The sequence below is a fragment of the Millisia brevis NBRC 105863 genome (assembly GCF_001552615.1).
Classification (GTDB): Bacteria; Actinomycetota; Actinomycetes; order Mycobacteriales; family Mycobacteriaceae; genus Millisia; species Millisia brevis.
The window spans coordinates 80,881-107,124 of sequence record NZ_BCRN01000006.1; the positions used below are offsets into that span (position 1 = coordinate 80,881).

Annotated in this window: 26 protein-coding genes and 1 pseudogene; 11 read left to right on the forward strand and 16 right to left on the reverse strand. The window is 69.6% G+C overall.

The window, feature by feature from the left end; all coding sequences use genetic code 11:
• The first annotated feature begins 126 nt into the window (after positions 1–126).
• Entirely contained in the window at positions 127–1,518 is a 1,392-nt protein-coding gene (locus MB1_RS10305) for an NAD-dependent succinate-semialdehyde dehydrogenase (protein WP_066906447.1), read from the forward strand.
• A 116-nt stretch (positions 1,519–1,634) separates the two neighbouring features.
• Here the strand turns inward: MB1_RS10305 and MB1_RS10310 are convergent, their stop codons facing one another.
• Positions 1,635–2,213, reverse strand: a complete 579-nt coding sequence (locus MB1_RS10310) for a dihydrofolate reductase family protein (protein WP_066906844.1) — start codon at positions 2,211–2,213, stop codon at positions 1,635–1,637.
• Between the two features lie 133 nt (positions 2,214–2,346).
• On the opposite strand from MB1_RS10310, the gene MB1_RS10315 reads away from it, so the two are divergent.
• Positions 2,347–2,934: a TetR/AcrR family transcriptional regulator gene (locus tag MB1_RS10315; protein WP_066906449.1), complete on the forward strand. Its 588-nt coding sequence runs from the start codon at positions 2,347–2,349 to the stop codon at positions 2,932–2,934.
• A 45-nt stretch (positions 2,935–2,979) separates the two neighbouring features.
• Here MB1_RS10315 and MB1_RS10320 read toward each other — a convergent pair whose 3' ends face one another.
• Entirely contained in the window at positions 2,980–3,294 is a 315-nt protein-coding gene (locus tag MB1_RS10320; RefSeq protein ID WP_066906451.1) for a hypothetical protein, read from the reverse strand.
• 124 nt (positions 3,295–3,418) lie between these two features.
• Here MB1_RS10320 and MB1_RS10325 point away from each other — a divergent pair, with 124 nt between their 5' ends.
• Both MB1_RS10325 and MB1_RS10330 read left to right on the forward strand, forming a co-directional pair.
• A complete protein-coding gene (locus MB1_RS10325) occupies positions 3,419–4,030 on the forward strand; it encodes a TetR/AcrR family transcriptional regulator (RefSeq protein WP_084351401.1) in 612 nt (203 codons plus the stop codon).
• 4 nt (positions 4,031–4,034) lie between these two features.
• Positions 4,035–4,955, forward strand: coding sequence for a hypothetical protein (locus MB1_RS10330; RefSeq protein WP_066906453.1), 921 nt, complete (start codon positions 4,035–4,037; stop codon positions 4,953–4,955).
• Here MB1_RS10330 and MB1_RS10335 read toward each other — a convergent pair.
• Complete coding sequence (locus MB1_RS10335; protein ID WP_066906846.1) at positions 4,952–5,527, reverse strand: FKBP-type peptidyl-prolyl cis-trans isomerase; 576 nt, start codon at positions 5,525–5,527, stop codon at positions 4,952–4,954. The two genes, MB1_RS10330 and MB1_RS10335, sit on opposite strands and share 4 nt — an antisense overlap.
• Positions 5,528–5,745: 218 nt before the next feature.
• Here MB1_RS10335 and MB1_RS10340 point away from each other — a divergent pair, with 218 nt between their 5' ends.
• Positions 5,746–8,856 carry an FAD-binding and (Fe-S)-binding domain-containing protein gene (locus MB1_RS10340; RefSeq protein WP_169801636.1) on the forward strand — a complete coding sequence of 1,037 codons (3,111 nt, stop codon included), beginning with the start codon at positions 5,746–5,748 and terminating at the stop codon, positions 8,854–8,856.
• Here MB1_RS10340 and MB1_RS10345 read toward each other — a convergent pair.
• Positions 8,853–9,689: a mycofactocin-coupled SDR family oxidoreductase gene (locus tag MB1_RS10345; RefSeq protein WP_066906457.1), complete on the reverse strand. Its 837-nt coding sequence runs from the start codon at positions 9,687–9,689 to the stop codon at positions 8,853–8,855. The genes MB1_RS10340 and MB1_RS10345 overlap by 4 nt on opposite strands.
• 56 nt (positions 9,690–9,745) lie before the next feature.
• Positions 9,746–10,492 (reverse strand): alpha/beta hydrolase, encoded by a 747-nt coding sequence (locus MB1_RS10350; RefSeq protein ID WP_066906459.1) that lies wholly within the window; start codon positions 10,490–10,492, stop codon positions 9,746–9,748.
• Positions 10,493–10,655: 163 nt separating this feature from the next.
• On the opposite strand from MB1_RS10350, the gene MB1_RS10355 reads away from it, so the two are divergent.
• Positions 10,656–11,504 (forward strand): LysR family transcriptional regulator, encoded by an 849-nt coding sequence (locus MB1_RS10355; protein ID WP_066906461.1) that lies wholly within the window; start codon positions 10,656–10,658, stop codon positions 11,502–11,504.
• Positions 11,505–11,652: 148 nt separating this feature from the next.
• Here MB1_RS10355 and MB1_RS26305 read toward each other — a convergent pair.
• Positions 11,653–12,582: pseudogene (locus MB1_RS26305) on the reverse strand (EamA family transporter); the annotation flags it as partial.
• A 37-nt stretch (positions 12,583–12,619) separates the two neighbouring features.
• Between MB1_RS26305 and MB1_RS10365 the strand changes: the two are divergent.
• Complete coding sequence (locus tag MB1_RS10365) at positions 12,620–13,570, forward strand: LysR family transcriptional regulator (RefSeq protein ID WP_084351406.1); 951 nt, start codon at positions 12,620–12,622, stop codon at positions 13,568–13,570.
• Here MB1_RS10365 and MB1_RS10370 read toward each other — a convergent pair.
• The gene (locus MB1_RS10370; RefSeq protein WP_066906463.1) at positions 13,522–14,115 is read right to left on the reverse strand and encodes a TetR/AcrR family transcriptional regulator; all 594 of its coding nucleotides are present in this window, start codon (positions 14,113–14,115) and stop codon (positions 13,522–13,524) included. The genes MB1_RS10365 and MB1_RS10370 overlap by 49 nt on opposite strands.
• Positions 14,116–14,335: 220 nt before the next feature.
• Between MB1_RS10370 and MB1_RS10375 the strand changes: the two genes are divergently transcribed.
• Complete coding sequence (locus tag MB1_RS10375) at positions 14,336–14,674, forward strand: gamma-glutamylcyclotransferase family protein (protein ID WP_066906465.1); 339 nt, start codon at positions 14,336–14,338, stop codon at positions 14,672–14,674.
• On the opposite strand, the gene MB1_RS10380 is transcribed toward MB1_RS10375, so the two are convergent.
• The 4 genes from MB1_RS10380 to MB1_RS10395 are packed head-to-tail and all read right to left on the reverse strand — an operon-like array spanning position 14,653 to position 18,401.
• The gene (locus tag MB1_RS10380) at positions 14,653–15,825 is read right to left on the reverse strand and encodes an LLM class flavin-dependent oxidoreductase (protein ID WP_066906467.1); all 1,173 of its coding nucleotides are present in this window, start codon (positions 15,823–15,825) and stop codon (positions 14,653–14,655) included. The two genes, MB1_RS10375 and MB1_RS10380, sit on opposite strands and share 22 nt — an antisense overlap.
• Positions 15,822–16,352 (reverse strand): LLM class oxidoreductase, encoded by a 531-nt coding sequence (locus MB1_RS10385; protein ID WP_169801637.1) that lies wholly within the window; start codon positions 16,350–16,352, stop codon positions 15,822–15,824. The genes MB1_RS10380 and MB1_RS10385 overlap by 4 nt, the downstream gene beginning before the upstream one ends.
• Positions 16,353–16,387: 35 nt before the next feature.
• On the reverse strand, positions 16,388–17,185 hold the full coding sequence (locus MB1_RS10390; protein ID WP_084351415.1) for an SDR family oxidoreductase: 798 nt from the start codon (positions 17,183–17,185) through the stop codon (positions 16,388–16,390).
• A 1-nt stretch (position 17,186) separates the two neighbouring features.
• Positions 17,187–18,401 carry an acyl-CoA dehydrogenase family protein gene (locus tag MB1_RS10395; RefSeq protein ID WP_066906471.1) on the reverse strand — a complete coding sequence of 405 codons (1,215 nt, stop codon included), beginning with the start codon at positions 18,399–18,401 and terminating at the stop codon, positions 17,187–17,189.
• Positions 18,402–18,451: 50 nt separating this feature from the next.
• Here MB1_RS10395 and MB1_RS10400 point away from each other — a divergent pair, with 50 nt between their 5' ends.
• A complete protein-coding gene (locus tag MB1_RS10400; RefSeq protein ID WP_169801638.1) occupies positions 18,452–19,387 on the forward strand; it encodes a LysR family transcriptional regulator in 936 nt (311 codons plus the stop codon).
• Here MB1_RS10400 and MB1_RS10405 read toward each other — a convergent pair.
• Genes MB1_RS10405 through MB1_RS10415 form a run of 3 tightly spaced genes read right to left on the reverse strand, consistent with a single transcriptional unit; the run spans position 19,342 to position 22,013 of the window.
• Complete coding sequence (locus MB1_RS10405; protein WP_066906475.1) at positions 19,342–20,706, reverse strand: aldehyde dehydrogenase family protein; 1,365 nt, start codon at positions 20,704–20,706, stop codon at positions 19,342–19,344. The two genes, MB1_RS10400 and MB1_RS10405, sit on opposite strands and share 46 nt — an antisense overlap.
• A complete protein-coding gene (locus MB1_RS10410) occupies positions 20,703–21,371 on the reverse strand; it encodes a peroxidase-related enzyme (protein ID WP_066906477.1) in 669 nt (222 codons plus the stop codon). Before MB1_RS10410 ends, MB1_RS10405 begins: the two co-directional genes overlap by 4 nt.
• Positions 21,372–21,398: 27 nt before the next feature.
• A complete protein-coding gene (locus MB1_RS10415) occupies positions 21,399–22,013 on the reverse strand; it encodes a peroxidase-related enzyme (RefSeq protein ID WP_066906479.1) in 615 nt (204 codons plus the stop codon).
• A 234-nt stretch (positions 22,014–22,247) separates the two neighbouring features.
• Between MB1_RS10415 and MB1_RS10420 the strand changes: the two genes are divergently transcribed.
• Entirely contained in the window at positions 22,248–22,856 is a 609-nt protein-coding gene (locus MB1_RS10420; protein ID WP_066906482.1) for a class I SAM-dependent methyltransferase, read from the forward strand.
• Between the two features lie 33 nt (positions 22,857–22,889).
• On the opposite strand, the gene MB1_RS10425 is transcribed toward MB1_RS10420, so the two are convergent.
• Both MB1_RS10425 and MB1_RS10430 read right to left on the reverse strand, forming a co-directional pair.
• On the reverse strand, positions 22,890–23,297 hold the full coding sequence (locus MB1_RS10425; protein WP_157084003.1) for a RidA family protein: 408 nt from the start codon (positions 23,295–23,297) through the stop codon (positions 22,890–22,892).
• An 84-nt stretch (positions 23,298–23,381) separates the two neighbouring features.
• Complete coding sequence (locus MB1_RS10430) at positions 23,382–25,052, reverse strand: alpha/beta hydrolase (RefSeq protein WP_066906850.1); 1,671 nt, start codon at positions 25,050–25,052, stop codon at positions 23,382–23,384.
• Positions 25,053–25,524: 472 nt separating this feature from the next.
• Between MB1_RS10430 and MB1_RS10435 the strand changes: the two genes are divergently transcribed.
• Entirely contained in the window at positions 25,525–26,235 is a 711-nt protein-coding gene (locus MB1_RS10435) for a GOLPH3/VPS74 family protein (protein WP_066906486.1), read from the forward strand.
• Positions 26,236–26,244 lie beyond the last annotated feature (9 nt).

The window sequence follows — 26,244 nt, forward strand, 5'->3', positions numbered from 1 at the left end:
TACACGATCGATGCCTCGATCGGGGCGTCGATCGGAATTATTGACCACTCAACCAGGTTATTGCCGACGTAAAGTAATTAACGGCCGCGACGGAGATCCCGCCGCAACCAGCAAGGAGAAGCAACGATGGCTTTCCAAACGCTGAACCCCTACACCGAAGAGGTGGTTGCCACCTTCGACGAGCTGACCGACGCTCAGATCGATGCGGTGATCGACGAGGCGGACCGGGCCTTCCGCGAGTGGAAGAAGACCCCGCTGTCCACCCGGACGAACCTGTTGGCGACGGCCGCGCAGCGTCTGCGTGACAACAAGGACCACTACGCGGAGATCCTGACCCTCGAGATGGGCAAGGTCATCGGGGAGGCGCGGGCCGAGGTCGAGTTGACGGCCGAGATCTTCGACTACTACGCCAAGAACGCCGACCGGCTGCTCGAGCCGGAGCCCATTCCGGTCGCCGACCCGCGCTCCGGGCGGGCCTACCTGTCGCGTGAGCCCTTGGGCGTCATCTACGCGATCGAGCCCTGGAACTTCCCGTACTACCAGCTCGTCCGAGTAGCCGCCCCGCAGCTGTCCGCGGGCAACACCGTGGTGCTCAAGCACGCCTCGAACGTGCCGCAGTCCGCGCTGGCCTTCGAGAAGCTGTTGACCGATTCGGGCGCTCCGAAGGGCGTGTACACCAACGTCTTCGTGGCCACCTCGACCACCGAGCGCATCCTGGCCAACCCGAAGGTTCGCGGCGTCGCATTGACCGGTAGCGAGCGGGCCGGACGTTCCGTCGCGCAGCTCGCCGCCAAGCATCTCAAGAAGAGCACCCTCGAACTCGGTGGGGCCGACGCGTTCATCGTCCTCGAGGACGCCGACATCGACAAGGCCGTCGAGTGGGCCGTCTTCGGACGCCACTGGAACGCCGGCCAGGTCTGCGTCTCGTCGAAGCGCCTGATCGTCGTCGACGCCGTATACGACGAGTTCCTCGCCAAGTACCGCGCCGGTGTCGCGAACCTGGTCGCCGGTGACCCGATGGATCCGGCCACCACCCTGGCCCCGCTGTCCTCCCAGACCGCCGCCGATCAGCTCGGCGAGCAGGTCAAGTCCGCCATCGCCGGCGGCGCCACCGCCGAGGAGGTCGGCCCGGCCGTTCCGGAGAAGGGCGCCTTCTTCCAGCCGACCATCCTGACCGACATCAGCAAGGACAACCCCGCCTTCTACGAGGAGTTCTTCGGGCCGGTCAGCCAGGTCTACCGGGTCAAGGACGAGGCCGAGGCGATCGAGATCGCGAACGACTCGCCCTTCGGTCTCGGTGGATCGGTGTTCACCACCGACGAGGCCCGCGGCGAGCGGGTTGCCCACCAGCTCGACACCGGCATGGTGTTCGTCAACCATCCGACCGGCGTCAAGGCGGACATCCCCTTCGGCGGTGTCAAGAACTCGGGCTACGGCCACGAGCTGATCGGACTCGGCTTCGACGAGTTCATCAACATCAAGGTGATCGACGTCGTCGACATCGACGCCCCGTTCTGATCGAATCTTCTGCACCACAGCGGCGCCCCGGGTATCCACCCGGGGCGCCGCTGTGCTGTCGATACAGTGTCCCGCCCATAGCGCCGCCGCGTCGGTACTGCCGCGGCCGGCGACCGCTAGGACCGGACGTACTCGTTGATCAGCACGCCCGACTCGAAGGGGCTGCTGTTCACCAGCTTCCACGAGCCCGCCGGCCCGCCGAGCGCACCGGCGAAGAGCGGTATTCCGTCGCCGCCGAGCAGGATCGGATTGACCTTCAGGATCAGCCGGTCGATCCGATCGGCGAGCGCGCCGGCCAGGATTCCGCCGCCGCAGAGCCAGATCCCCGCACCGCCGCGGGCTTTGAGCGCATCGACCACCTCCGCCGGCGAACCTTCCGCGCGTTCGACCCCCGGCCCCAGCGGCCGGTCGGTTCGACGGTCGAAGACGATCTGTCGCAGGTGCGGGTAGGGGGAGTCGACTCCCACGGCGCGCCCGACGTCGTAGGTATGCGCACCCATCAACACGGTGTCGAAGCGGTCGACCGGCGGGGTCAGCCCGAGGGCACTGAGCGCGGCTCCGGGCAGGGTATCGGTGAATCGGGTGACGATCGTGTCCATGTGATCACCGACGACGGGAAACGCGGAGTAGTCCCCGTCCGCCGCCGCGATCCGACCGTCGAGACTCACCGCCACGACATAGACCAATTCGCGCATGTCCACCTCCAGTGTGTCGCTGCCAACCGAAACTACGACAGATGTCGTGGTTGAACAAGCGGTTTACGCCCGCGACGTGGGTCCGACCGGCTGGGGCAGGGGACCGGACGGGATGGCCGGCTACTCTCGAGTCATGGTCCGCAACGACGAGCGTCGAGTGCTGATCGCCGACACCGCGATCCGCGTGCTCGCGGAGGCGGGGGCGCGTGGGCTGACCTTTCGCGCGGTCGACGCCGAGGCGCACCTACCGCGCGGCACCACCTCGAACTACTTCCGCGCCCGATCGACACTGATCGGCGCCGCAATCGATCGGATCGGCGCGCGGCTCGCGCCGAACCCGGAGACCCTGCGGACGTTGGGCCGGCGCACCGCGGGTCCCGATCTGTTCGCCGACTACATCCGCGACATCATCGACCGCCTGCTCGGCGACCGGGAGGCGACGACGGCGCTGTTCGAACTGCGACTCAACGCCGCTCGTGATCCGGAGATCGGCGAGCGCATCGGACATTGGCTGCGGACGGCGTTCGCCGCCGACGTCGCGTTCAACGCCGACGCCGGATTGCCGGGCGGCAGATTCGAGATCGCCCTGTTTCACTACGCCATCGACGGGTACATCCTCGATCGGCTCACGATGCCGATCGCCCCGGACATCGGCGGCGACCCGGTGATCGACACCCTGGTGGACGCCCTCTTCGGTCCGCGGACGCAGCGACGCCCGTGAGCTCCGGTCGAACCGGAACCCACGGGCGTCGCCGTACGGCGGCGATCAGTTGCCGGTCGGCCGCGGCGGGACGTGGTTGAGGTAGTCCTCGAGGTGGGAACGGTGCTCGGTCGGAATCAGCGGATTGGCGCTGACCAGGATCTCCTCCTGGTCGGTGGTCTCCTGCTCCTGTCGAATCACCGTACGGAAGGCCGCAACGGTGGCGACGAATCCGACACCCGCTGCCACGCCGAAGATCCAGGCCGTCGAAAAGCCCGAGGCGAGGCCGTAGGCGAACAACCCGAGGAGCGCGAACGACACGATCACCACGACGTACCCGATCGAGGTGAGCGGAATGGCGCGAGCCCTGCTACTGCTCATGATGGATTCCTTCCTGAGAACGATACAGTCAGTGTAGCGCTACATTCAACGTAGCGCTACATGTGATGTAGCGCTTACCGCAAACGGTAACCTCGACACGTGCCGATGAAAGGTGGCGTTGCGGATGAGGCCGACCAGTGACACTCGGATCGTCGCGGCCACCCTGGATCTGATGCGTTCGGGTGGGCCGCGGGCGGTGACGATCGAGGCGGTGGCCGCCCATGCCGGTGTCGCCCGCACGACGATCTACCGTCGATACGCCGACCGCGAGGAGATGCTGCACGCCGCACTGGAGGTGCTGGCCGATCCCGAGCCGATGCCGGCGCTGTCCACCCCGGAGGAGCGGCTGCGGTGGGTGATCGTCACCGCGACCGACATCGTCGTCTCCGGTATCGGTTTCGGCGGGCTCGCGGCATTGATCACCGGTTCCGATCCGGCGTTCAGCGACGCCTTCCGCGACGTCCTGACTCGGCATCGCAGCGCGTTGACCGCAGCTATCGAGGAGGGGATCGCCGAGGGGTCCTTCCGCGCCGACCTCGAGCCGGAGACCTTCGTCGACGGGATCGTCGGGGTTCTGGTATCCGAATGTGCCCGCACCGGTGGGATTTCCGATGACTACGAGGAGCGCCTGGTCACGCTGTTCCTGCCGACCGCCCGCACCGGGCAGGAACGGCCCCGACACCCCCACCGCTCGGGGGAGTCGTTCATTCACGCGGTCGACGGCGAGAGCGCCTGAGACCGTGGCGGATCGGTCGGGGGTGACCCGGTACCGCTATACCAATCTCAGTGCCGCGCTGCGGGATCGGCGGTCACCGCTGCGCGAGTACCTGGATCGGACCTTTCCGGCGGTGCGTGCGGTGCAGTCCGACTATCGGTCCCGGGTGGGAGCGATCGTCGTTCCGTCCGAGGGTGCCGATCCGGCCCTGGTCGGCGTGGCTTTCGATCTGGGCGTTCGGCTTCGGCTCGAACCGGAGCGGGTGCCGGCGATCGCGACGATCGCCTTCGGCGCGATGCCGCATCGGCAGGCGGTGATACGGGAGGTCGGTCACGAGGCCGGCCGCAGCGCTCTCGCCAACGATGCTGCGGGATTCGCCCGGGCCTGTTGGGCGTTGGCGTTGTGTGTCCAGGTCTATCGCGACGGCGGTATCGGCCCGGATTCCGCGCTCTACCGCCTGGTGCGAGCCGACCGCTTCACCGCGGCCGATCTGCTCGCAGTCGCCGGGGCGGCGGCGATCGGTGAACTGATCGGCCTCGACGACCTCGCCCGTCGCCGATTCCTGCCGCGCCTGCGGCGACCCTGGTACCTCGGGCCGACCTTCGACGCTTCGGCCCTCTGCGCGGCGGACGCCGACCTGATCGCCGACCATCTTCTGATCGACATCAAGACCCGACTCGGACCCCGCGATCCGCGTACCGGTGTGCGGTCGGATCGCCTGCCGGCCGCGGACATTCGTCAACTGGTGGCCTACGCGCTGTTCGACACGTCCGATCGTTTCGGGGTGCGTGAGATCGGCATCTACTCGGCTCGGTACGGCGAGTTGGTCACCCGGCCGCTGCGCGAGACGCTCGATCTGTTGGCGGGTCGGCCGGTGGACCTCCCGCACGAGCGAGCCGAGGTGCGTCGGCTGCTCGCCGGGGGAGGTCCGACCGAGCCGGTCTAGCCCGCGAGGATCTGGATCGCGAAGACCAGCGTGTCGCCGATCTCGATCCCGGCGGCCGGCATGCCGTTGGCGTAGCCGTCGGCCGACGTCATCGCCACCGCGACCGTCGAGCCGACCGTCTGGCCCGCGATCGCGAGGCGGAATCCGTCGATCACACCGTTGAGCGGGAACTGTACGGGCGTCCCGCTGGTGTAGCTGCTGTCGAAGATGTCCCCGGTGCGACCGTTGACACCCTCGTAGCAGACCGACACGGTCGCGGTGTCGGCGACGACCGGACCGTCCCCGGCCTGCAGGGTCTGCACCGTGGTCTGGGTGACGTTGAACGGGGTCTGCACGTCGATGCGCGGGGCGCTCGAGTCGGTCGGAGCGACGACCGCGACACTGCCGGTGTCACCGCTGAAGTCCCAGTCCGCGGCGGTATTTGCGTCCGGCACCTCGGTGGGGCAGGTCGCCGCGGCGTCGCCGGACGTCCGGGTGGTGGTGGTCGATGCGGAATCGTCCCCCGAACCGCAGGCGGTCAGGGTGACGGTCAGCGCGGTGGCCACAGCCACGGCAGCGAGGGTGAATCTCATCGGGCCACCGTACAACGCGAGCCCGGTCGCGAACGACGATCGCCCCACCCGCGTCCGATAGGTCCGCACGGTCGTCACGACCTCTTCACCACGGTCGTCCCGACCTCTTCACCACGGTCGTCCCGACTTCTTCACCACAGTCGTCCCCGGCGGCGCCAAAGCGGAGCATGATGGGCAGGATCCGACGATCTCGAACAGCCCACGAGAGCGAGCCGGCCATGTCCGCTGTCCATCAGCCCCACTCCGCCGCGTCCACCCCGCGAACGGAGGAGTCCCCGTCCGATGCCCCGTCGCATCCGACGCTCAATCCGACGCCGGCGGAGGCGAATCCGACCGCGTTCCCGCAGTCGACGCGCCACGACGGGATCGGTCCGGTGCGCACCAGACGCGCCATGAGTCACCCGCCGAGCCCTCGCTACGCCGACCGGGCACAAGCGGACATTCTCGACGTCTCGGATACCGATCTGGCTCGGGATCTTGCGGAGATCGTCGGTGCGGCCGAGGTGTTCACCTCCGCGACCGATCTGGTGCGCTTCTCCGCCGACGCCAGCCCGTACCGCATGATCCCGTCGGCGGTGGTCCGCCCGCGAGATGTCGACGACGTCGTCGCCCTGCTCGGCTACGCGCGCCGCACCGGGCGCGGCCTGACGATGCGCGGCGGTGGGTCGAGCCTCAACGGACAATCGCAGACCGAGGACATCCTCGTCGACATGCGCGAGCATTTCCGGGCGGTCGAGGTCCTCGACTCCGGCGCGCGGCTGCGCGGACAGCCGGGGGTCGTCCTGAACCGGGCGAACGGACATCTGCTGCGGCACGGCCGGATGCTCGGCCCCGATCCCGCCTCGTCCGGCGCGGCGACCCTCGGCGGCGTGATCGCCAACAACGCCTCCGGGATGACCAGCGGCGTGATCCACACCGCCAACAAGACCCTCGACTCGCTGGTGATCGTGCTGCCCTCCGGGACGGTGATCGATACCGGCGCCGACGACGCCGAAGCCGACCTCGCCCGCCGCGAGCCGGCCCTGTACGCCGAACTGCTGGCGATCCGCGATGAATTGCGGGCCGATCCGGCTCTGGCCGAACGCATCACCCGCAAGTTCGCGATCAAGAACACCTCCGCCTACCGGCTGGACGCCTTCCTCGAGCACGATCGGGCGATCGACATCCTGCTCGGCGCGGTGGTCGGCTCGGAGGGCACCTTCGCGGTGATCGTCGACTCGACCTGGCGCACCGTGCCGATCGGTTCGCACCGGACCACCGGCTTCCTGCACTTCCCGGATGTGCGTTCCGCGGCCGCGGTCGTGGCGGGGCTCAACGACGCCGATGCCCAGGCCGTCGAATTGATGGACGCCGCATCGCTGCGCTCCCTGCAGGGGGTCGCGGGCATCCCGGAGTGGGTCGCCGGCCTGTCCCCGGATGCCCCCGACGCGGTCATCCTCACCGAACGACGCGCGGAGGACGACGCCGCCCTCGACGACTTCGAGGCCCGCGTCGAGCAGATCGTCGGCGATACGGTGCTGCGGGACGGCGACGCCCCGCTGATGACCCGCGACCGGGAGCAGGCGGCGGTCTACTGGCGGATGCGCTCGGGCCTGCTGGCTACGATCGGCGCCGCGCGCCCCGCCGGTACCGCCCTGATCACCGAGGACGTCGTCGTGCCCCCGCAACGGCTCCCGGACGCGGTCTCCGACCTACAGCAGTTGTTGGTGGACAACAACTTCACCGGTGCGGTCAACGGTCACGCCTCGGCCGGCAACCTGCACTTCTACCTCTACCTCGACGCCACCACCCCGGAGAAGGTCGCCGACTACCGCACGTTCATGACCCAACTGGTCGACCTGATCACCGGCACCTACGACGGGTCGCTCAAAGGGGAACACGGCACCGGACGCAATATGGCGCCGTTCATCGAGCAGGAGTGGGGGCCGGAGGTGATGCGTTATCTGCATCGCCTCAAGAACGCCTTCGACCCCGACGGGCTGCTGGGCCGCGGGGTCTTCCTCAACGACGATCCCGACGCCGCGTTCACCCACCTCAAGTCGATGCCCGGGGTGCACCCGCACCTCGATCCGTGCATCGAATGCGGCTTCTGTGAACCGGTCTGCCCGTCCCGCCATCTGACGACCACCCCCCGGCAGCGGATCGTGTTGCAACGCGAGATCGCCCGCCAGGGGCACGACGGACCGGTCGCCCGACGGCTGGTCGACGAGTACGCGTACGACGCGGTGGAGACCTGCGCGGGGGACTCGTCCTGCGCGATCGCCTGTCCGGTGGACATCGACACCGGCGCGGCGATGAAGCAGCTGCGCCAGGACGGCTTCGGTTCGGTCGCCGAGGGGATCGGCGCGACCGTCGCGCGGCAGTGGGGGACCGCCGAACGCCTGACCAGGGTGGCCCTGCGCACCGCGTCGACGGCGAAGAAGGTAATCGGCGACAGCGGCCTCGCGGCGATCACCGACATCGCCCGCCGGGTCGGCGGCGAGGACCTGATCCCGCGGTGGGTTCCGGAGATCCCGACCGCGGCGCCCCGCCTGCCGGCCACCACCCGTGAGGGCGCCGAGGCGGTCTACTTCAGCGCCTGCATCAACCGGATCTTCGGGCCGCCCACCGGCGCTCCCGATGCGACCGGTGTCGCGGAAGCCGTTGTCGCCCTGGCTCGGCGGGCCGGACATCCGGTCTGGATCCCCGAGGATATCGGCGGTCTGTGCTGTGCGACGGTCTGGCACAGCAAGGGCCTCCAGGACGGGAACCGACAGATGGCGGCCCGCATTCTGGACGCGATGTGGCGGTGGTCCGATCGGGGCCGGCTGCCGATCGTGGTCGACGCGGCGTCCTGCACCCTCGGGGTGACCGACGAGATCCTGCCCTACCTGACCCCACCGCAACGCTCGCGGCACGAACGCCTGCGCATCATGGACGCGATGACCTTCGCCCGCACGGTTCTGCTCGCGGACCTGACGATTCCGGAGCCGGCGGCGCCGGTCGCCGTTGTGCATCCCACCTGTTCGATGCACACCCTGGGCATCGACGGCGATCTGCGGGCCCTGGCGGCCCTGGTCGGGGAGGAGGTCTTCGAACCGGTGGCGGCGACCTGCTGCGCCTTTGCCGGCGACCGCGGCATGCTGCACCCGGAGCTCACCCGTGCCGCGACGATGGAGGAGACCGCGGAGGTCGCGGCCCGCCTCGACGAACTCGGCGACGCCGCCGATCGGGCGGCCTTCGTCAGCGGCAATCGAACCTGTGAACTCGGGATGCAGCATGCGACCGGCGAACCCTACGAGTCGGTCCTGGTCACCCTCGAGCGTCTGACCCGACCCGCGGTGGGTTAGAGCTCCTCTCCGGCATCGATCTTCAGTTCGGTGCCGGTGACGTAGCGCGCCTCGTCGGAGACCAGCCAGGCCACCGCATTCGAGACGTCGAGCGGCTCGACCCAGGGGATGGGCAGCTTGTTGAGGGTCTGATACCGCGGTGCGATCGCCTCGCGGGTGCGCTCCTCGGGCGGCAGGTCCGGGGCGAACAGCGCATAGGTGGGCGCGTTCTGGATCATCGGGGTGTCGACCGCACTGGGGTGAATCGTGTTGACCCGGATCGATTCCGGAGCCAGCTCGATCGCGGCGGTGCGCATCAGCCCGACGACGCCGTGTTTGGCGGTGACGTAGTGGCCGAAGCCGGCCATACCCTTCAACCCCGCCGTCGAACTGCACATGACGATCGATCCGCCCCGCCCACCGGCGCGGATCGCCGGTACCGCGGCCTGCAGGGTATGCCACATGCCGATCAGGTTGACGTCGATCATGTCCCGGAACTGCTGCTCGGACATCGTGTCGAGGGCGCCGAAGCCGAAGATCCCGGCGTTGGCGACCGCGATGTCGAGGCGACCCAGTTCGGCGACCCCGGCGGCGACCGCCTCGGTCAGCGCCGCGCCGTCGCGCACGTCGGTGCGCGAGGAGACGATGCGACGTCCGGTGGCCTTCACCAACCGCGCGGTCTCCTCGAGGTCCTCGGGTGTCGCCATATCGAAGGGCACGGTGTCGATCTGGCGGGCGATGTCGACCGCGATGATGTCGGCACCCTCCCGCGCGAGCCGAACCGCGTGGCTGCGTCCCTGTCCGCGGGCCGCTCCCGTGATCAGGGCGACCTTTCCGTCGAGCTTTTTTGTCATGGTGTTCTTTCCACCTTCGTATCGGGTCGAGCCGGGTCGAATGGGGAGAAACGGGGTCAGGCGGGCTGTCCGACGGAGGCCGCGGCGAGGACCGCCTCGACCACCCGGTGCGGGCGGGCGGCGGGAACGTCGTGGCCGCAGTCGGCCTCGATGACCGTCGCTCCCGCGCGCTGCGCCATGAAGCGCTGCAGTTCGGTCGGTACCGCGTGGTCGGCGGTGGCGACGATCTGCCACTTCGGCAGCGTGGAAAGCTCGACCGTCGTGGCACCGCCGAGGGCCTCCGCGGTGATCGGGCGCTGGCCGAAGGCCGTGTCGCGGGCGGCGTCGGCGGCGAGCCCACCGGCGTACACATCGGCATACCGATCGGCGCGAATGTAGAGGTCGGTGCGGCCGTCGGCGGTCGGGCGGGTGACCAGGTTCTCGGGGGTCAGAATCGAACCCGGAAAGCGGCCATTGAGCTGTCCGGAACTCTCGCCGCGCTCCGGGATGAAGGCCGCGACGTAGACGAGGGCGACGGCGTTGTCGATGCCGTCGACGGCCTCGATGATCACCGCGCCGGCGTAGGAGTGGCCGACCAGCACGATCGGGCCCTCGATCGTCTCGAGAACCGAGTGCACGTAATCGGCGTCACCCGACAGATCGCGCAGCGGGTTGGCTACCGTGACGATCGGAAATCCCTGACCGGACAGCACGTTCGCGGCGGTGGCCCAGCCGGAGGAATCGGCGAAGGCGCCGTGCACGAAGACGACGGTCGGCTTGAGGGCGTCCCCGGTGGTCGGCCGGTCGTGATGGAAGATGCTCATGGTGAACCTCTTTCGGCGATGGCCCGGATCGGATTCCCGGGCGACATCCCGATGCTGCGCCCCGGGGAGCGCCCCTCGCCAATGCCTATTCGCGCGACTGTGATGCCCTCGAGGCATCAGGACCGGCCGGCGCTGGCGACCCGAACTGTCGTAGGATCCGGCCATGAACCTCGACCTGCGCAGGTTGGAGTACTTTGTCGCAGTTGCGAAGAACGAGAGTTATGTCCGAGCGGCCGAGCAGTTGCACCTGACGCAGCCGTCGCTGAGCCGGCAGATCGTGGCGCTCGAGCAGTCGCTCGGCGTGCAACTGTTCACCCGCGATCGGCGCGGCACCGCGCTGACCCCGGCGGGGGTGCAGTTGCTCGAGGACGCCGAGCCGTTGATCGCGGCGGCGATCGCGCTCGAGCGGCGGGTGCGGGCGGCGGCGCGCACCACGAACGAGTTCACCGTCGGGTTCATGCCGGGGGTGCCGTCCACCGTGTTGATCGCGAAGTTTCGGGCGGCCCATCCGGACCTGACCGTCGACGCGCGCTATGTCCCGATGGTCGAGCAGGAGCCCTACCTGCTCGACGGCACCGTCGACGTCAGCTTCGTGTGGCTGCCGCTACGGTCGCCGGACCTCGGCGCGGTCGAACTGTTCACCGAACCGCGGTTCGCGGTGGTGCCGACCGATGCTCCACAGGCCCGGGCGCCGGAGGTGGCGCTCGATGACCTCGACCCGCTCGCCCTGATCGAGGATCCGGCGACGCTGCCGCAGTGGCACGGGCGGGTGGCCGCCCGGCAACGGCCATTCGTCGCGGTGGAGGAGCGGCTCGAGGCGGTCGCCGCGGGGGAGGGGTTCAGCGTCATCCCCGAGGGGATCGCGCGGTATCACAATCGGCCCGACGTTGTGGCCGTGCGGATTTCGAATATCCCACCGGCCCCCGTCGGTCTCGCGTATACCCGGCATCGGACGATGCCCGAGATCGCGTCCTTCGCGCGCTTCGCCCGCCAGCTGCTGGCCCCGCCGTAGTCGTCGGGGCGCCGGGCGTCGGTCGCGCGCGGCGGGAGCGTCGGTGACTCGACGCGACCGTCGGTGCCGTCGCCTCAGGAGTCCTCCGGGCCGACGTCGATCGGACCGATCGTGGGGGATTGGTCTGACCGAAGCCGAGGGCGGCCAGCGCGAGGGCGAATCCGAGCAGCTGGATCGCACCGAGCGCCTGTCCGAGCACGACGGCACCGAGCGTCGCGGCCACCAGCGGCGACACCAGGCCCAGCAGCGAGGTCGAGGTGACCGGCAGCTTCCGCACGCTCGCGAACCACAGGGTGTACGACAGCAGTCCGCCGAAGAGCCCCAACCACAGGTAGCCGAGCGCGGCCCGCCCGTCGATGTCGGCGGGAACACCCTCGGTCAGCAACGTCAACGGCAGCAGCACCAGGCCACCGGCGGTGAGCTGCCAGCCGGCGTAACCGAGCGCCCCGACGCCCTCGGGGCGTCCCCACCGCTTCGTGAGGACCAGGCCGAGAGCCATCGCCCCGGCGCTCGCCAGGCCGGCCGCGATCCCGATCGGGTCGAACCCCGCCCCGGGGCCGATGACGACCAGTCCGATGCCGACCACCCCGACGACACCCCAGCCCAACCGCCAGGCCGACAACCGTTCCGACAGAACGCCGACCGCCAGCAGCACCACCAGCAGCGGTTGGATCGCGACCAGGGTCGCCGCGACACCGCCCGGCAGCCGTTCGGCCGCGACGAACAACAGCGGGAAGAAGACCCCGATGTTGAGCGCCCCGGTGATGCCGACCTTCCACCACCAGCTGCCGCGCGGCAGCTTCCGCACGATCAGCAGAGCCAACAGTCCGGCGGGCAGGGCGCGCATCAGCGACGCGAAGAAGGGATGCCCCGCGGGCAGCAGTTCGGTGGTCACCAGATAGGTCGACCCCCAGATCGCCGGCGCGGCGGCGGTCACCAGGGTCAGTCCGAGTCGATTCGCCGCGATCCGGCCGAGAACGGTCGCCCGTGGCGGTGCGGTCGAGGGCGCCGGGGCGGCAGGTGTCGTCGTTGTCACCGGATCCACGGTCCCGAAGTCGGGCCCATCAATCCAACACATACTTTTCAGAGCAGCGATCGTGGCCCACGATGGATCGATGGAGCTTCACCAACTGCGGTACGTCCTGGCCGTGGCCGAGACCCAGAACTTCACCCGGGCGGCCGAACAGTGCTACGTGGTGCAGTCGGCCCTCAGCCACCAGATCAAGCATCTCGAGAACGAGTTGGGCGTCAAGCTGTTCGCCCGCACCAGTCGACGGGTCGAACTGACCGAGGCGGGCCGCGCCTTCCTGCCCGGGGCGCGCGCTTGCCTCGAGGCCGCCGAGCGGGCGGCGGCGGACGCGGCGGCGGCCGACGGGCGGATTCGCGGCCGGCTGACCATCGGGGTGATCCCCACCGTCGGGGCGATCCACATGCCGTCGGTGCTGCGCGACTTCCACCTGGCCTATCCGGAGGTGCGGATCACCCTGCACGAGGCGAGCAGCGACACCCTGATCGCCGCGATCGACGACGGCAAGGTCGACGTGGCGCTGCTCGGGCTTCCGGAATCCGACCCGGCCCGACGGGTCCGCACCCGCGAGTTGGCCCGCGACCGGCATGTGGCGGTCATGAGCACCGCGCATCGGCTCGCGGACCGCACCTCGCTGCACCTGTCGGAGTTGATGGGGGAGACCTTCGCCGATTTCCCGGCCGGCTCGCCGGGCCGCGCGCAGACCGACCTGGCCTTCGAGAATGCCCGCCTGCAGCGCACGGTCGCCTTCGAGGCGGCCGACCCCGCCCTGGTCGTCGGGCTGATCGAACAGAATCTCGCGATCGCCCTCCTGCCGTCCGTGGTGGCTCCGGTCCGGTCCGATCTCGCGCGAATCCCCTTGGTGGACGGACCGACCCGCATCGAATACCTGGCGTGGAGTCTGTTCAATCCCAGCCCGGCCGCGGCGGCGTTCATCGAGGTGGTCGCCGCCGCCATGCCACCGACGCCGACGCCGACGCCGGACGATGCTCAGGCCGAGGAGTCACCGTTGTCGGTGAGCAGCTCCCGGTCGAGGTGAAGAATCCCGTCGGCGGCGAGCCCGACGGTCAGCTCGCCGAGGATCTCGGTGTCCAGACCCGACCGCAGCGCCGTCCGCGCCCCGCCGATCGCCAGGCCCACCAGCAGCTCCGCCATCGCGTCGGCCCGGGGCGCGGCCGGCGGGTGCCCGCCCTCGGTGAGGCGTCGGTGGATCATCTCCGAGACCCGCTCGTTGACCGACACCACCAGTTCGTCGTACACCCGGTTGGCCGCGTCCGGGCGGGGGCTGTGCGCGAAGATCAGCCGGAAACCGGCCGGACGGGTGCGGGCGAAGCGGAACAACGCCAGGATGTCGTACCGGATCTCATCGCGCACCGACAGTGATTCCGAGGCGGTGTACGCGGTGAACAGCGCATCGGTCAGCAGGCCGACCTCGCGCTGGAAAGCGCGCAGGTAGAGCGCCTCCTTGTCGCCGAAGTGGGCGTACAACGTCGGTTTGGTGACCTGCGCGGCCTCCGCCAACTCGGCCACGGTCGCGTCGCGGTAGCCCAGACGATCGAAGACACCCACCACGGCGTCGAGCAAGTCGTCGTCCGTGGGGCGATGACCCGAACTCTTGGGAGCTCGGCGCCCGCGTTCCGGCCTGGGCACTGCACAACCTCTTCACATCCGAATTGGTGTGACACACAGTATGCAGCGAGATTGCCGCGACGGCAGAATTCGGACGATATACCGGATATCGACGGCGATTTCGGGCGGCATAACGGACCGGGCGCAGCGGCGTCGTGTCCGATATCGTCGCGCTGTGACCGAACAACTGTTCTCCTACGGGACTCTGCGTCAGGACGATGTGCAGGAATCCCTCTTCGGTAGGACCGTCCCGTCGGTCGCCGACGCGATCCCCGGCTACCGGCTCGAGTGGTTGCCGATCACCGATCCGGCGGTTATCGCGACCAGCGGGTCCGACCGTCACCCGGTGCTGCGCCGCGGCACCGCGGCCGACAGGGTCGAGGGGGACCGTCTCGCGATCGACATCACCGAGCTGGCAGCCGCCGACGACTACGAGGTGGACGACTACATCCGTATCCGGGTCACCCTCGCCTCGGGTGTCGACGCCTGGGTCTACGTCGCCGGGAACGACTGAGCCGCGGATCGCTGCCGCACCGGCCAGCCGTTGCCGCGCCCGATCCCTCGGCCGGTCAACCGGGGAGCGACGGTCTCGACGAAATCGTGCATGCCGGCGGGGCTGTGTGCGAACTTCACCACGAATCCGTCGCAGGCCTCCGCCTCGAGCCATCGATTCATGACTGTGGCGATGTGTTCGCCGGTACCCGCGACGGCGAGGTGTCCGCGGCTGCCGGCGATACGGTCGATCAGATCCCGCCAGGTCGCCGCGTCGCCGATCCCGCGGGCGATCGTGTCGAGCACCCCCGCCCGACTCCGGATGCCCTGATGGTTGCCGTCGAGCACCACCTCCCGAAGCGGGGTGTCGAGCCCGGATCCCGGTAGTTCGACCCCGTACATCCCGAGCATGTGACGCGCGGCGTGTTCGGTGACCAGGGCGTTGAGCCGGCGTCGCAGCTCGTCGGCTGCGGACGCGGTCGGCCCGATGATCGTCAGGATCCCCGGCAGCACCCGCAGCTCGTCCGGATCGCGCCCGAAGTCCGCCGCGCGCCGGCGCAGATCGAAACGGGTGGCACGCGCCGCCTCCAGGGTCGGCGCGGCGATGAACACCACCTCCGCGAACCGGGCCGCGAACTGCCGACCCGCCTCGGAGGCGCCCGCCTGCACCAGCAACGGCCGATCGGCGCCCCAGCGGTCGAGCACCTCCCGAACGACGCCCTCCGCCAGGCGATAGCGCTCGTCGTGTTCCGGCACCGCGACATCCCCGAAGGAGCGGGCGGTCGCCGGGGCGCCGGTGGTCACGATGTTCCACCCGGCCCGGCCACCGGACACCGCGCCCAGGGTGCGATACGTGGCGGCCAACTGTTCCGGGGTCGCGAAGACCGTCGAGCCGGTGACCACCGCACCGATATCGGGGACCGCGGCGGTCACCGCGGCGGCCAGGGTGGTCGGCTCGAAGGGCCATCGGACCACCGACTTGACCAGGGGGTCGAATCCGACGAAGTCCGCGAAGAAGATCCCGTCGAATCCGCCGCCGGCGAGCGTGCGGGCCACCTCGACGTAGTAGCTCGGATCGGACAGTCGTTCGATCGGGGAACCGGGCAGTCGCCAGGCGCCCTCGTGGTCGCCGGAATGGTGCATATCGCCGAGCAGCAAGGGGATGGCACTCATCGGGTGATCTCCTCGGCGGTGGTGACATTCGGATCCGCGACGGCCGGCCCGGCGGCGATCGGAACGGTCCGTTGGGGTCCCGGTGGGGCGTCCAGCGCGGCGTCGATGCGGTAGTGCCGACCGGTGAACCGGACCGGGCGCACCCGGTCGGTGTCGACGTGTACGCCCGACGCGCGATCGTTGATCACCGCGTCGGGCGCCCACGAGGTGAGCAGCCCGGCGACGATACGGGCGGCCTCGGCGGCGCGTTCCGGTTCGACGTCGACCGGGGTCCACGCGAGACGCCCACCGGACAGCTTGTCCAACTCCGCCAACCGGCGGGCGATCGCGTAGGGATGCCAGCGAGGTGTCGGCACCCGCAGGGTGGTGTGGATGCCGGGCACGGCCGTGATGATCGCCGCCGCCAGAACAAACGGATCGATCCCGGGGGCGTTGTCGACGTCGATGACGAGTCGCTCCGGCGCGGTCTGCCGCAGTTCGGCGAGCACCGCCTCCGGTGCGGCGTCGTCGGTGAGGTTTAGGACCACCGCATTACCTACCGCACTGTCCGCCGCCGCCCCGCTCACGGCCGCTCCGGGGCCGGTCGGTACTCTCCGACGTACCGCCCGCCGTCGACGACATACTCGGCGCCGGTCGAGAAGCGGGACGCCGCCGAGAGCAGGAAGACCACCAGGGCGCTGATGTCGGCGGGCTGCCCGGGGGTGCGGATCACCTGATTCGGCAGGATCGACGCGCCGAGACCGGCGATGAAGTCGGTCTCGATCCGCCCCGGGTGGATCGAGTTCACCCGAATACCCCAGTGCCCCAGATCGATCGCCGCCGACCGGGTAAGCCCGCGCACCGCCCACTTCGTGGTGACGTAGGCGGCCCGGTCGGCGATGCCGATCATCCCGGCGATCGAGGAGACGTTGACGATCGATCCGCCGCCGGCGTCGCGCAGGGCGGGCGCCGCCGCCCGGATGCCCAGCAGCGGACCCTCGACGTTGACCCGGTGGACCTGCCGGAACTCGTCGACGTCGAGGTCGGTGACCGAGCCGGAACCGAAGATCCCCGCGTTGTTCACCAGCCCCCGCACGTCGCCGAGTTCGCGGGCGGCGGCCACCGCCGCGGTCCAGGAGTCCTCGTCGGTGACGTCCAATTCGACCGCCGCGGCGGCGTCACCCAGGTCGTCGGCGACCGACTTCACCCCGGCGACGTCGATATCGCCGAGCAGGACCCGCCCGCCGGCGGCGACGATTCGCCGCGCATGGGAGGCACCCATGCCCTTCGCTCCGCCGGTGACGATGTGCACGCCGCCGGCGAGGGCCTCCGGGGTGAAGATGCGGTCGATGTTCCCCTGTTCCGAGCTGCCCGGCGACATCTCAGAGCAGGCCGAGCGCGAACGTGCCGATGTACGCGCGGATCGCGTCGGAGTTCGGCGGGTGGAAGGCGCCGGCCCGCACGTCGCGGTACAGCCGCTCCAATTCGTTGCGGCGGTGCAGTGATCCGGCTCCGGCGATGTCGAGCGCGGCGTCGGTGACGCTGCGTGCGGTGCGGGTGCCGTTCTCCTTGGCGGCGAACAGCCGCAGCAGAACCCGGTCACCGAGATCCTCCCCGGCGGTCAACGCCGCGGTCAGGTTGTCGAGCTGCCCGGTGGTCGCCTCGAGCGCCAATTCCGCCTCGGCGACGTGATATTGGATGAACGGCTTGTTCGCGACGGTCTCGTTGCCCAGGCTCAGAGCGCGCCTGGAGGTCGCGGTGGCGATCGCCAGGTCGAGCGCGCGGCGGGCCACGCCGAGGTAGATGTTGCCCAGCAGCGGCAAAACCCACGGGAAGATCGCGGCGACGTAATCGTCCGGCGGCGTTCCCAATTCGAAGACGCCGACGGTGCGGTCGGCGGGCACGAAGACGTCCTTCAGCACGGTGTCGTGGCTGGCGGTGGCCCGCACGCCGAGGGTGTCCCAGGTCTCCACCGTCGAGACCCCGACGTCCTCGCGGGAGACGAAGGTGTGCACGATCCGCGGATGCTCGGGGTCCGAGTTGTCCCGGGCGTGGATGCCCAGCCAGGTCCAGGCGGGGGAGAGCGAGGTGAAGATCTTGTGCCCGTCGAGTCGGTAGCCGCCCTCGACCGGGGTGGCGATCGTCAGCGAGTCGTCGATGGCCAGGTCGTTGCCCGGTTCGCCGTGTCCGGCGGCGATCACCCGTCCGGCGACCACCTCGTCGACCAGCCACTGCAGGCTGTCATCGCCCGCGGCGATCCGGGAGGCCAGGGCGCCCACCCAGTAGAGGTGCATGTTGATGCCGAGCGCGGTCGCCGGGGCGTAGCTCGCCAGCCGGCGCTGCTCGAGGTTGAGCTCGTGGAGCGACAGCCCGAGCCCGCCGTGCGAGCGGGGGATGACCGCGCGCAGGTAGCCCAGCTCCCGCAGATCCTCGAGATCGTCGGCGAAGAAGGTGTTGTCGCGGTCGTGCGCGACGGCCCGCTCCCGGAAGCGCTCGAGGGTGTCCTCGGGGAGCACATAGGACGGAGCCGACGGTTCGGTGGCGGTCTCGACGGTAGCGATGTCGGCCCGATCGGTGCCGATGTCTGTTTGTGTCATCGTGATTCCTTTGCTGGAGTGCGTACGCGGGCGGGCGCACGATGGGTGAAGTGAGAACCGAACATGTTCGTACCGCTCTGGCGATCGCGGAGACGGCCTCTTTTCGGGCCGCGGCGCTACGGTTGGGGATCAGCCAATCGACAGTCAGCGCCCATATCGACTCGCTGGAGACAGAACTGGGCGTCACTCTGTTCGAACGCTCCCGCAGCGGGGCGCGCCTGAGCGCGGCCGGCCGCCTCGTGCACTCGGCCCTGCTCGGCCTGCGCGATGCCGAGGATGTCCTGCGGGATGCCGCCCGCGGCGCGATCACCGACACCAGCGAGGTGATCCGGGTGGCCGCCGTGAACGCGGCGGTCACGACCGTTCTGCCGGAGAGCCTGCACGCGCTGGTCGACGACCCCGCCGTCGAGGTGCGCGTCAGCATCCGCGGCTCGCGCGACGTCATCGACCGGATCCGTTCCCAGCGAGCCGATCTCGGGGTGATCGCCTACGAGGTCGGCCGCGAACCGGACAGCGTCGGTATCCGCATCGATCCGCTGCTGACCGGTTCGGTGGGGGTGCTCACCCCGCCGGGGCATCCGATCGCCCGGGCGCGGCGGGTGACCACAGCGGATCTGCGCGGTCAGCGGCTGGTGGCCTTCCACCCCGGCTACCTGATGCACGCGGTCGCCGAACGGCTGCTCGCCGACGCCGACGTCCGGGTGGTCTCGCACGTCGATTCGACCCCGGACGCGATCCGGCAGGTCGCCGCCGGTGTCGGGATCTGCCTGGTACCGGATTTCAGTGTGGTCGCCGGCGACGCCGACGAGTGGCGGGCGCTCGAGGGGGCCGCGGACCGCATCGGCCTGGCGCTGATCCGCCGCGAGGACGCGGTGCCGTCGTCCCGGCTGCGGCGGCTCGAACAGGAGATCCATCGGCACGCGGCCGACTACCGCCGCCGTCACGGCACGCCCACCGGCAGCACGACCGTCCGGGTGACGGTGTAGTCCTCGATCGCCGCGCGCACGCCCTCGCGCCCCCGTCCGGAATCCTTGACGCCGCCGAACGGGGTGAGATCCGAACGGAACGTGGGGATATCGCCGATGACCACCTGCCCGACCTCGAGGTCGCGGGCGGCCCGGAAGGCGAGGTCGATATCGCGGGTGAAGATGCCGGCGCTCAGGCCGAACCGGGTGTCGTTCGCCGCCGCGAGGGCGTCGTCGACGTGGTCGTAGGGCAGGACCGATACCACCGGGCCGAAGAGCTCCTCGGTGATCGCCCGGACATGAGCGGGGGTGTCGACCAGTACCGTCGGCTCGATGACCCGCCCGTCCCCGCTGCCCGACCCGCCGGTCGCCACGCGGGCACCCGCCTGCGTGGCCTCGTCGATCCACGACCGGATGCGGCGGGCGGCGTGCTCGTCGATCACCGGTCCGACATCGTCGCGCAGGTCCTGGCGGCGGGCCGCGTCGACCAGCGCCGACACGAACGGCTCGAGGTGCGCACGGGGGACGTAGACCCGTTGCGGCGAGGTGCAGGCCTGCCCCGCGTTGTAGAACGCGAAGGTGGCGATCCGATCGGCGGCGTGCGCGATGTCGCTGTCCGACAGGTAATCCGGCGCCACGATGGCGGCCGCGTTGCTGCCGAGTTCGACGATCACCTGCTTGCGCGGCACCGCGTCGACGATCCGCCAGCCGACGGTGTCCGATCCGGTGAAGCTGACCACCGGCAGCCGCGGGTGGGTGATCAGTTCCCAGACGTCGGTTCGGTCGATCGTGGCGTCCGCGACCACCACCGCACCCGCGGGCAGACCGGCCCGCTCGATCACGCCGCGGATCGCGTCGACCGTTCGGGGCGTCCGCGGGCTGGACACCAACAGGGTCGAGGCACCCGCCGCCAACGCCGGTGCGATCTTGTGGATCGCCAGGTGCAGCGGAAAGTTGAACGGCGCCAACGCGAGCACGGGCCCGCGGGGAACCCGCAGGGTCAGGCCCAGCCGTCCGGCACCGGTGGCTTGGGCGTCGAGCCGCTGCGCGTCCGGGTGCAGTCCGATCGCCTCGTGGGCGCCGATCCGCGCGATCGCGGCCGCCCGCTGCGCCTCGATCCGCGCCCACGGCGCCGGCTTGCCGGTGTCGGCGTGGATCGAGGCCGCGACGGACTCGGCGTCGGTGCGGATCGCCTCGGCCAACGACTCGAGCCATCCGGCGCGGTCGGCGGCGGTCGCCGACCGAGTCTGCGCGAACCCCGCCCACACGGCGTCGACGAGCGCGGGCACGTCGAGCGCCGTGGAGGCGGGGCTACCGGCCGTGGTGTCCGCGAGCGTCACGGATGTACCGCGGCCGTGGCGTCGTCGGCGGGGGTGTCGTGCGCGGGAGTGTCGTGCGCGGCGCCGAAGATCTCGCGGTCCGGGGTCAGCCCCAACGCCAGCGAGATCCGATTGGTGGCGTTGATCGCCGCGACGATCTGCACCACCTCGTAGATGTCCTCGTCGGTCAGCCCGAATCCGCGCAGACCCTCGATCGTGTCCGCCTCGATATCGCGCGGGCGGTCGGTCAGCTCCAACGCCAGCTCGATCAGGGCGTGCTCCCGCTCGGACAGCTCGGTCACCTCGCGGTGATCGAGGGCCACGCGGTGTGCGAGCCACCCGTCGCCGAGGAAGGCACCCAGCTCGTGGACGTGCAGGGCGTGGCAATACGAGCAGCCGTTGCGGACCGAGACCACGGTCGCGAGGATTTCGCGTTCGCGGCGGGTGATCCCCTGGCCCGGGGCGTCCGCCGAACCCTGCAGCAGCGGGAACAGATACGCGTTGAGACGCTCGAAATGCCCGTCGTCGAGGGCGAATCCACGCAGCCAGTTCGGCAGGAAGCCGCTCTGCTTGCGGGTCGCGTCGAAGACCGCCTTCGTCTCCGGGGAGACCTCGTCGTCGGTGGGGACGTGCAGCCGGGAGATCCGGGTGGACTCCTGCGGCCGAGCCTGCGTCGATGCGGTCATCGCTCTACCTCCGTTCGTCCGGCGCGATCAGGAAAAGAACTGGTCGTCGGGGGTGACCTGGAGGAAGATGCTGAACCGGTTCGCCGCGGCGAAGGCGGACACCACGTGCACCGCCTCGAAGATCTCCGCGTCGCTCAGTCCGAGGTCGCGCAGCCGCTCGATATCGGCGTCGTCGATCTCGTTGGGGTGCAGCGACAGCTTGCTCGCGAACTCGGCGAGCACCCGGTGCTTCGCGGACAGCTCGCGGACCTCGCGATAGTCGATCGCGACGCGGGTGCCCAGGCGGCGGTCACCGATCGCCGATCCGAGGCTCTGCGCGTGGTTGAGTCGGCAATAGGAGCAGCCGTTCTCGGCGGAACTGACCGTCGCGAGGATCTCGCGATCGACGTACGGCAGCAGGCCGGAGTTCGGGTCGAGCAACGCCAGCAGGTAGGTGTTGAAGCGGGCGGCGTGGCCGCCGCCCAGGGCGAAGGCGCGGGCCCAGTTGGGGATGTAGCCGAGCTGCCGCTCGAGGGAACGCAGCTGATCGGCGAGTTCGGCCGGCAGCTGGTCCGGTTCGGGGACGGTCAGTCGGGAGATCGAGTCCACGGCAGCCGCATGTGGGGTCGCCGACTCGGAAGGGGACGTGAGTGTTTCGGTCATGGCATCCTCACCATCGGTTGCGCCCGAAGGTCCGGGCACGGTCATCGAGGTCGATTCCGCGGCCCGTTCGCCGCGTATCAACCTGCCGAAACGCTAGGTAACCCTCGGGATGTGAACCAGGACTGCAACCGCTCTGGTTCAAACCTTGCGAACCGCCCGTGATCGAGAGTGGGGCGGAAGTGATCGGGAAATCCGATCACCGCCTCCGATTGCCCGAATCGATAGGATGCGCCGGTGGACGACCACGCCCGAGCCCGCTGGAATCACAACATCCACTACCACTCGGTCGTGCTCGACGCCGTGCCGCCACACGCGCGCAGCGCCCTCGACGTGGGCACCGGAAATGGCGTGCTCGCGAACGATCTTCGCGCCGTCCTTACCGACGTCACCGCCATCGATACGGACGCCGAGGTGCTCGCCGAGGCGCGCACGACCGATCCGTCGATCCACTGGGTCCTCGGCGACGTCATGACCCACCGCCTCGCCCGGCGCTTCGACGTGGTGGCCTCGGTCGCCACCGTGCACCACCTACCCGATCTGTCGGCGACGCTACGGCGCCTGGCCGATCTGACCGCGCCGTCCGGCGTTCTGGTCGTGATCGGGCTCGCCGCTCGAACGAGGCTGCGCGACTGCGCGTTCGCAGCCGTGGGAACCGTCCAGCACCGGTGGTACGCGAGGCGACGCGGGTATTGGGAACATACGGCGCCGGTGGTGTGGCCGCCGCCGCATTCCTTCGAGGAGGTCGACCGCTGCGCCGCCCGCATCCTGCCGGGCGTGCGGTGGCGGCACCTGCCGTTGTTCCGCTACGCCCTGGTGTGGCAGAAACCGGCCCACGACAACTGATCGTCGGCCGATTCGATCACCGTCGCGGGCGCGTCAGTCGACAACCGCGGCAACCGCCTCGATCTCGACCAATTGATCGTCGTACCCCAGGACGGTGACGCCGAACAGCGTGCTGGGTACGTCGTGTGCGCCGAAGGCGCCGCGAACGACCTCCCAGGCTGCCACCAGATCGGCGCGATTCGACGACGCGACCAACACCCGGGTGTTGATCACGTCGGTCAACGTCGCACCGGCCGCATCGAGGGCGGTCGTCAGGTTCCGTACGCAGATGGCGGCCTGCCCGGCGTAGTCCCCGATGGATCCGGTACGGCCGTCCCGGTCGAGCGGGCAGGCGCCGGCCAGGAAGATCAGCCTGGCGTGCGCCGGTGCTGTTGCCGCGTAGGCGTATTGCGCGACGGAGGACAGATCGTTCGCTCTGATCAGGGTCACCGCTGTCGGCACGAGAAATCCTCCCACTGGACGATCCCTCATGATCCCGGGTCCGCCGCCGCCGGCCGGCACACTCCCTCCGGTTCGTGCCCGGGGTCAGTTCCGGGTGAGCAGCGGCTGCAGGCGTTCGGTGTCCGCGTCCGTCCAGCCCGCGGGCTCGAGGATCGCCTGCCAGGCGTAGGGGATCGCCGACAGGTAGTTGTGACCGTGGCCGTCCGGCACGCCGGTCGACACCGCCATGTCGGCCGACACCTGCAGGAAGGTGACAAACGGAATCCACCGGGTCGCCCCAACCACGTCGCGGCCGCGGGCTTCCTCGAGCCAGTCCGGCTGGTTGAGGATCAGGTTCGGCGACCACCAGGTGATCGGGTCGGATGCGTGCTGCAGGTAGACCACCCGCGATTGGGCCCAGGGAGCGTCCGGGCGGTCGAGGTCACCCTGGTCGGCGATATAGCGCAGGTGCCGGCCGTCGTCGTAGATCGGAAGCCATTCCGGCGAACCCGCGTCGCGATTGGTGGTCGCATCGCGCCACAGGGTGTTGTTGAACGTCGGACCGACCAGCAGGGCTCCGTCGGTGCGGGCGGCGACCGTCGGCACGGTGCCGAACGCCGCCTCCGCGCCGAACGAGCCGAGGCTCTCGCCGAAGACCACCAACTGCGGGCGCTCCGCCTCCGGCAGTTCGCGGATGCGGGCGTCGATCGCCTCGAACAGCGCGCTACCCGCCTGACGGGCCCGTTCACTGTCGACGAGGAAGGACACCCAACTGGGCAGATACGAGTACTGAATCGCGACGGACGCGACGTCGCCGTTGTACATGTATTCGAGGCTGTCGACGGTCGCCTTGTTGGTCCACCCGGACCCGGTCGTCGCGCCGACGGCGATCACCGCCCGCTCCAAACCGCCGGCCCGCACCAATTCGTCGGCGGCCAATGCGGCGTTCGCCCGCAGATCGTCGCCCGATCCCAGACCGATGAAGACGCGCACCGGCTCGACGGCCGGGCTGTCGTTGAACGCGCTCAGATCCTCGACGCTCGGCCCGTGGGCGATGAACGTTCGACCTTCGCGGCCGAGTGAATCCCAGGTCACCAGGGAGTCCGGTCCACCGGAGCGCAGCGAGGTGGTCGGCGGCTCGGAGCCCGCCGACGTCTCATTGTTCGCGGCGGCGAAGACCGAGTTGAGCGCGGCCAACGAGTAGCGCGCGACCACACCGTTGAGGATCAGCACCGTCACGAGGATGACGATCAACCCACCCGCGGCGGCCGAGATCCGCGGCGGAGCGACCCGATTGAGCGCCCGGGTCAGCCGGATGACCAGACCGCCCCACAGCTGGCCCAACCGGATGAACAGCAGCAGGATGAGCGCGGCGATCAGGATCACCAACGGATAGGCGATGAACGACAGCCGCTCGACCCCCATGAGGTCGCGGATCTGGTTCTGCCAGACCCGGAACAGCAGCAGCATCACCACGGTGCCCACCACGAAGACTCCGCCGAGCCCGAGCCACCAGCGGCGTGCCGGTCGCGGCCACGGCTCGGTGCGGGAGAGCAGGTAGGCGCTCAACCAGGCGCCGAAGACACCCAGGCTGTATCCGAGGGCGCCCGCCGCGCCGGAGACCACACCTTGGAAGAGAGGGCCGCGCGGCAGGAGCGACGGGGTCAGCGACAACCAGAGGAAGAGCACACCGACGATCGCGCCCGGGAAACTGCATCGCGGGATGATCCGCTCGAGTATCGGGGTCTGCTCGGGCTGCCTGTGCCGCGTGACCATGTCCACCTCCGCCGTGGGCCGGGCGCCACTGAGGGATCGCGAGACGACCCGATAGCGGTGGCTCCACGACAGGTCGTTCCACCGAATCGGCGTACCACCTTGGCGACGAGTGCATTTGTATCACCACCGGTCGCCATTCACGACAACAGGAGCCCGCCATTTCTGATGCCTGTCACGAATTGTGATGCAGTGCACCTCATTCCATTGGGGGTGAACGAGAGTGAATCGTTCGGATATTTCCTCGCCTCGCCGGTACTCGGACGAACATCGTCGCCGCAACGTCCGCAATCGCGGTGTGTACCAACCGTCCGCCGGATAACGCGGGCCGTCGCAGACTCCGGGCCGCATTCCGCCCCGCTCGAGCGGAGCGCCGGCTGTCCCGGATCGGCATCGCGAGACGGACGCCCTGCGAGGCGAGCCCGAGAATGCGCACCTGTGTGAGACTCGGGGGAGACCTCGACGGAAGGGCGACATGGTGGACACCCCGAACAGTGCCGGGACGCTCCCTGCCGAGCCCACGTTCGTCGAGGATCTGCTGCTCCTGCTGTTCGACCCGACCACGGGCACGATCGCGGGGGAGGGCACCCTGTTCTACGTCCTCGGCGGGGCGGTCCTCGCCGAGTTGGGGGCTCGCGGTCTCGTCGCGGCGCCCGAGGACTCCACCCCTGGCGGCGAGATCCTGCACGCCGTCGACGGTGCGGTTCGACCGGTCGACCCGCTGATCGCCGACGCCTTCGACCGGGTCGCCCGCACACCGACCGCCGCTCAGGTCCTGCTGGCCGCGGTCGGGCCCGGTCTGCGCCAACCCGTGCTCGACCGCCTCGTCGACCGGGGCTACATCCGCGTCGAGAAGCGGCGCTTCCTCGGACTGATCCCCACCACCACGCTTGTCCCCGCCGATGTCACCCGCAGGTCCGAACTCCTGGTGTCGGTGCGCGCGGTCCTGGTCGACGGGGCCCCGCCGACTCCCCGGATCGGTGCGCTGGCGGCCCTGCTGTCCGCAAGCGGCTCGTTGCCGACCTTCCATCCCGACATCCCGTGGTCGAGCCCGGTGATCGCCCGCGCCAAACAACTCGAACAGGGCGACTGGGGTGCGCAGGCCGCCGAGATCGCGGTGACCCGCACGATGACGGTCATCATCAACAACGCCGTGATCGCGGCGGTGGTGGCGCCGAAGCCGTAAAGGTCTTCC

Coding starts and splice junctions, on each gene's coding strand:
- MB1_RS10305 (WP_066906447.1), top strand. CDS start 127: ATGGCTTTCCAAACGCTGAACCCCTACACCGAAGAGGTGGTTGCCACC.
- MB1_RS10310 (WP_066906844.1), bottom strand. CDS start 2,213: ATGCGCGAATTGGTCTATGTCGTGGCGGTGAGTCTCGACGGTCGGATC.
- MB1_RS10315 (WP_066906449.1), top strand. CDS start 2,347: ATGGTCCGCAACGACGAGCGTCGAGTGCTGATCGCCGACACCGCGATC.
- MB1_RS10320 (WP_066906451.1), bottom strand. CDS start 3,294: ATGAGCAGTAGCAGGGCTCGCGCCATTCCGCTCACCTCGATCGGGTAC.
- MB1_RS10325 (WP_084351401.1), top strand. CDS start 3,419: ATGAGGCCGACCAGTGACACTCGGATCGTCGCGGCCACCCTGGATCTG.
- MB1_RS10335 (WP_066906846.1), bottom strand. CDS start 5,527: ATGAGATTCACCCTCGCTGCCGTGGCTGTGGCCACCGCGCTGACCGTC.
- MB1_RS10340 (WP_169801636.1), top strand. CDS start 5,746: ATGTCCGCTGTCCATCAGCCCCACTCCGCCGCGTCCACCCCGCGAACG.
- MB1_RS10345 (WP_066906457.1), bottom strand. CDS start 9,689: ATGACAAAAAAGCTCGACGGAAAGGTCGCCCTGATCACGGGAGCGGCC.
- MB1_RS10350 (WP_066906459.1), bottom strand. CDS start 10,492: ATGAGCATCTTCCATCACGACCGGCCGACCACCGGGGACGCCCTCAAG.
- MB1_RS10355 (WP_066906461.1), top strand. CDS start 10,656: ATGAACCTCGACCTGCGCAGGTTGGAGTACTTTGTCGCAGTTGCGAAG.
- MB1_RS10365 (WP_084351406.1), top strand. CDS start 12,620: ATGGAGCTTCACCAACTGCGGTACGTCCTGGCCGTGGCCGAGACCCAG.
- MB1_RS10380 (WP_066906467.1), bottom strand. CDS start 15,825: ATGAGTGCCATCCCCTTGCTGCTCGGCGATATGCACCATTCCGGCGAC.
- MB1_RS10390 (WP_084351415.1), bottom strand. CDS start 17,185: ATGTCGCCGGGCAGCTCGGAACAGGGGAACATCGACCGCATCTTCACC.
- MB1_RS10395 (WP_066906471.1), bottom strand. CDS start 18,401: ATGACACAAACAGACATCGGCACCGATCGGGCCGACATCGCTACCGTC.
- MB1_RS10410 (WP_066906477.1), bottom strand. CDS start 21,371: ATGACCGCATCGACGCAGGCTCGGCCGCAGGAGTCCACCCGGATCTCC.
- MB1_RS10415 (WP_066906479.1), bottom strand. CDS start 22,013: ATGACCGAAACACTCACGTCCCCTTCCGAGTCGGCGACCCCACATGCG.
- MB1_RS10430 (WP_066906850.1), bottom strand. CDS start 25,052: ATGGTCACGCGGCACAGGCAGCCCGAGCAGACCCCGATACTCGAGCGG.
- MB1_RS10435 (WP_066906486.1), top strand. CDS start 25,525: ATGGTGGACACCCCGAACAGTGCCGGGACGCTCCCTGCCGAGCCCACG.